The organism is Piscicoccus intestinalis NBRC 104926 (assembly GCF_001515525.1).
In the GTDB taxonomy this organism is placed as follows: domain Bacteria; phylum Actinomycetota; class Actinomycetes; order Actinomycetales; family Dermatophilaceae; genus Kineosphaera; species Kineosphaera intestinalis.
The window spans coordinates 1-4,639 of record NZ_BCNQ01000044.1; the positions used below are offsets into that span (position 1 = coordinate 1).

Here is a 4,639-nt window from a genome sequence, read left to right on the forward strand (position 1 = left end):
ACGGGGGCCGATTCGGTCGCCGTGACGGTCCGCGGCCGTGACGGTCCGCGCTGGGCACACAATTGTGTGGAGATTTGCGTGATGACGCCGGCCCGCGCGGACCCTGGTTTCGGGGACCGGAGGTCCTGGACTCCGGATAATTAACTGTGCAGTCCACCATCTCGCGGGGAGCTTGTGGAAAGATTCGAGCACCCAAGCTTCCCGGGTCGCGCGCCGTCAGCGCCCTGAGAGGCGCTGGTCACGGCAGAGGGCGCGAGGTCCGTGGCACCCCCACGGCACCACAACGGCGCGCGACACCGTCACGACCCAGGCAGGCGAGATGACCGCGAGCGTCACGGACGAGCCGCGTTCCGGGCTGCGCCTGGACGTGCTGCCGGTCACCGGGGAGCCGGCTCGGCTGCGCGAGGTGCGCGACCTGCTCGCCGCCAACGACCTGCTGATCGACGAGGACGTCGAGTTCTTCGTCACCGCCCACCTCGGCACCGACCTCGTGGCGTGCGTCGGGCTCGCCGGTTCGGTCATCAAGTGCCTGTCGGCGGCCGCCTCCGTGCAGGGCCAGGGCGTGGCCGCGCCGCTCATGCAGCGGATGTTCTACGAGGCGGTCGACCGCGGCCGCGGCACCCTGTTCGCCTTCACCAAACCGTGCAACCGGCTCACCCTGGAGAGCCTGGGTTTCACGTTCCTCGCCGAGGTGCCCGGCGCGGCGATCCTCCTGGAGAACTCGCCGTTCGCCCTCGAGCTCTACCTCGACGAGCTGCGCGCCATGCGCGAGCCGGGCGACCGAGTCGGCGCCGTCGTGTTGCACGCCAACCCGTTCACGCTCGGGCATCTGCACCTGCTGCGCACCGCCGCCGAGCAGGTCGATGTGCTGCACGTGTTCGTCGTGGCCGAGCACGCACCCGGCGCGTTTCCCGCCGACGTGCGGCTGCGCCTCGTGCGCGAAGGGGTCGCCGACGCGGGCATCGACAACATCCGGGTCCATCGCGGCTCGCGGTACATCGTCAGCCGCGCCACGTTCCCCAACTACTTCCTCGCCAAGGAGGACACGCGGGCGCAGGCGGCCGCCGGGCTCGACCTGCAGCTCTTCCGGCAGCACATCGGGCCGGCGCTGGGCGTGACCGACCGCTTCGTCGGCACCGAACCGCTGTCGGTCGTCACCGCCTCCTACAACGACGAGATGCGGCGCTGGCTGCAGGAAGAGCCCTCGGACAGCCCGCCGATTCGCGTGCACGAGGTGCCGCGCCTGGAGCTGGACGGCGAGCCGATCTCGGCCTCCCGGGTGCGCGCGGCGCTCGAGGCCGGCGACGAGGAGACCGTGGCGCGGCTCGTGCCCGCCCCCACCCTCGCCCTTCTGCGATCCCAGTTCTTTTCCGATCGACAGGAGCAGTGATGCGAATAACCCGCGAGGCGCTGGCGGGCACGTTGGAGTCATCCGACGTGCTGGTGCGCGTCAACCCCGCCCGCACCCTCAAACTCGACGTGAAGTCGTCGGTCATGGGCCAGTTCGGCGACGACATCCGCCGTGTCGTCACCGACCAGCTCGACCGCATGGGCGTCACCGAAGGGCTCGTCGCCGTCGACGACAAGGGCGCGCTGGAGTTCGTCATCCGCGCCCGCGTGCAGGGGGCCGTGCTGCGCGGCTCCGACGAGGCCGAACCCGATTGGAGGTCGTTGTGAGCGCGCGCAACACCGAAGCCCCCCGCCGTGACCGCCCGAGCCGCTCGATGCTGTTCGTGCCCGGCTCCAACGCGGCCTGGCTGTCGACGGTGCAGGTCTACGGCGCCGACTACGTGATGTTCGACCTCGAAGACTCCGTGGCCCTGCGCGAGAAGGACACCGCCCGGCTGCTCGTGCGCGAGGCGATCAAGAGCCCGATCTGGCGCAACGAGCAGGTCGTCGTGCGGGTCAACGGCATCGACACCGAGTTCTTCCACGACGACGTGGAGGCGGTCGTCAGCGCGGGCGCCGCGATCGTGCGGCTGCCGATGGTGCGCGACGCCGACATGGTGCGCGGTCTCGACGCCGAGCTGGCGGCGAACGAGGAGAAGTACGGGGTGCCGGTGGGGACGACGCGCATCCTCGCCGCCGTCGAATCGGCCTCCGGGGTGGTCAACGCGGTCGCCATCGCCACGGCCTCCCCGCGCATGATGGGCATCGCGCTGGCCGCCTACGACTACGTCATGGACATGCACACCGTGCACGACGCGGCCGCCGACGAATCGCAGCTGTTCTACGCGCGCGCCGCGATCCTGCACGCCGCCCGCGTGGCCAAGATCCACTGCTTCGACGTGGTCTTCAGCGACGCCAACAACACCGAGGGCTTCCTGCGCGAGGTGGCGGTCATCAAGCGCCTCGGCTTCGACGGCAAGTCCCTCATCAACCCGCGCCAGATCGAGCCGCTGCACAACGCGTTCGCGCCCACCGCCAGCGAGGTCGAGCACGCCCGGCGCGTCGTCGAGGCGGCGAAGATCGCCGAGGAAGAGGGCAAAGGCGCCGTGGCGCTCGACGGGAAGATGATCGATGCCCCGATCATCAACTCCGCCAAACGCATCCTGCGGCTCGCGGCCGTCTCCGGAGTCAGGCGCTGAAGGGAGCCCGAACATGGTCGACACCACCACCCGCCCCGCATCCACCCGAGTGCCGCTCGACTCCCCGCTGCTGCGCGGGCTGCAACCCTTCACCGGCTGGTCGACGGCCACGCCGTACCTGCGTGACGAGACCGCCAAGCGACACCGCAAAATCATCGACACCCTGCGCGAGGCGATCATCCGCTCAGGTCTCAAGGACGGCGACACGATCTCCTTCCACCACCACTTCCGCGAGGGCGACAAGGTGATCCTCGCGGTGCTCGAGCAGATCGCGAGCCTCGGCATCCGCGACTTGACCCTCGCCGGATCTTCGCTCAACGAGTGCCACTCCGACATCGCCCGCTACATCGAGCAGGGGGTCGTCACCCGCATCTACACCTCCGGCATGCGCGGCAGGCTCGCCGAGCGGATCAGCCGCGGCGGGCTGCTGCCGGAGCCGGTACACATCCACAGCCACGGCGGCCGCGCCGCGCTCGTCGAGACCGGTGAACTGCGCCCGACCGTGGCCTTCCTCGGCGTCTCCGCGTGCGACGAGTACGGCAACGCCAACGGGATCAGCGGTGAAAGCCGTTGCGGCTCACTGGGGTACGCGCTCGTCGACGCAGAGCATGCGGAGACGGTCATCCTCGTCACCGAGCAGATCGTGCCGTTCCCGCACACCCCGGCGGTCATCCGTCAGGACCGCGTCGACTTCATCGTCAAGGTCGACTCGGTCGGCGACCCGAGCCGCATCAACGTCGGAGCCACCCGCATCACGAGCAACCCCCGCGACCTGCTCATCGCCCGGCTGTCGACGGACGTCATCGAGTTCGGCGGGTACTTCACCGACGGGTTCTCGATGCAGACCGGTTCCGGCGGCGCCGCGACGGCCGTGACGAACTTCATCGGCGAACGGATGTCTCGCCGCAAGATCACGGCGCGCTGGGCGCTCGGCGGCATCACCGCCGGCATGGTGGGGCTGCACGAACAGGGTCTTATCGAGCGGCTGCTCGACGTGCAGACCTTCGACACCGTGGCGGTGGCTTCGCTGGCGAAGAACCCCCATCACACGGTGATTTCGGCGCAGGAATACGCCTCGCCGCTGTCGAAGGCCGCCTGTGTCGACGAACTCGACATGGTGATCCTGTCGGCGTTGGAGATCGACCTGGACTTCAACGTCAACGTGCTCACCGGCTCCGACGGCCTCATGATGGGCGCCTCCGGCGGACACTGCGACACGGCCGCGGGCGCCAAGCTCGTCATCGTCGTCGCCCCGCTCATCCGCACCCGCATCCCGACGATCGTGGAACGGGTGACGACGCTTGTCACACCAGGAGAGAACATCGACGTGCTCGTCACCGACTACGGCATCGCGGTCAACCCGCGTCGCGCGGACGTCGCGGCGCGGCTGCTCGACGCCGGCGTGAAGCTGACCAACATCGCCAACCTGTACGACCGAGTGATCGAGATCTGCGGGCGGCCGAACACGGTGCCCACGACCGACGAAATCGTCGGAGTCGTGCGGTACCGCGACGGGAGCGTCATCGACGTCGTGCACGCCGTCGCGCCCTGATGGCCGACGCGGGTCTGATCCTGCGGCGCCGCGAACAACGTCGCGACGAGCAGGTGCGGCTCCTGCGCGAGAGTGGGTCGGCGCTGGTCAGCGTCACCGTTGTGTCACCCGGGCCGGACAAGGACGACGGCCCGGCCCGGGTGGTGTTCGGGGAGGCGGTGTCGGCCGTGGAGTCGCTGGCGCGGGCGCGCGGGTGGGTGCTCGGGCCGTCGTGCCGGTTCGGCGGGCCGAGCGGCCCGGAGTGCCTCGCGGCGGTGGGAACGCCCGGATTCGAACTACCGGGGCTCGAGGTGAAGCGGGCCCTGGTCGAGCTCGAAGACCGCCACCCGCTGGGGCGGCTGTGGGATCTCGACGTCGTCGACGGGCTGCGCGACGACGGCCAGCCGGTGGTGCTGAGCCGGGCCGACCTCGGGCACGGGCCTCGTCGGTGCCTGGTGTGCGCGGCCGACGCGCGCGCCTGCGCGCGGTCCGCGCGGCATCCGCTGCCGCTGCTTCTCGC

Annotated in this window: 5 protein-coding genes; all 5 read left to right on the forward strand. The window is 70.0% G+C overall.

Features of this window, described 5'->3' with window-relative positions; genetic code table 11:
- Nucleotides 1-319 precede the first annotated feature (319 nt).
- Nucleotides 320-1,390 (forward strand): [citrate (pro-3S)-lyase] ligase, encoded by a 1,071-nt coding sequence (gene citC, locus PINTE_RS08775; protein WP_068428826.1) that lies wholly within the window; start codon nucleotides 320-322, stop codon nucleotides 1,388-1,390.
- Entirely contained in the window at nucleotides 1,390-1,677 is a 288-nt protein-coding gene (citD, locus tag PINTE_RS08780) for a citrate lyase acyl carrier protein (RefSeq protein ID WP_068428835.1), read from the forward strand. The genes citC and citD overlap by 1 nt, the downstream gene beginning before the upstream one ends.
- Nucleotides 1,674-2,588: an aldolase/citrate lyase family protein gene (locus tag PINTE_RS08785; protein ID WP_245642874.1), complete on the forward strand. Its 915-nt coding sequence runs from the start codon at nucleotides 1,674-1,676 to the stop codon at nucleotides 2,586-2,588. The genes citD and PINTE_RS08785 overlap by 4 nt, the downstream gene beginning before the upstream one ends.
- Nucleotides 2,589-2,601: 13 nt before the next feature.
- Complete coding sequence (gene citF, locus PINTE_RS08790; protein ID WP_068428829.1) at nucleotides 2,602-4,140, forward strand: citrate lyase subunit alpha; 1,539 nt, start codon at nucleotides 2,602-2,604, stop codon at nucleotides 4,138-4,140.
- Nucleotides 4,140-4,639 (forward strand): citrate lyase holo-[acyl-carrier protein] synthase (gene citX / locus PINTE_RS08795; RefSeq protein WP_068428832.1); only part of this gene is annotated, 500 nt, incomplete at its 3' end. The genes citF and citX, both read left to right, overlap by 1 nt.

Bases quoted from the DNA above. Each gene is read 5' to 3' on its own strand.
- citD (WP_068428835.1), top strand. From the start codon at position 1,390: ATGCGAATAACCCGCGAGGCGCTGGCGGGCACGTTGGAGTCATCCGAC.
- citF (WP_068428829.1), top strand. From the start codon at position 2,602: ATGGTCGACACCACCACCCGCCCCGCATCCACCCGAGTGCCGCTCGAC.
- citC (WP_068428826.1), top strand. From the start codon at position 320: ATGACCGCGAGCGTCACGGACGAGCCGCGTTCCGGGCTGCGCCTGGAC.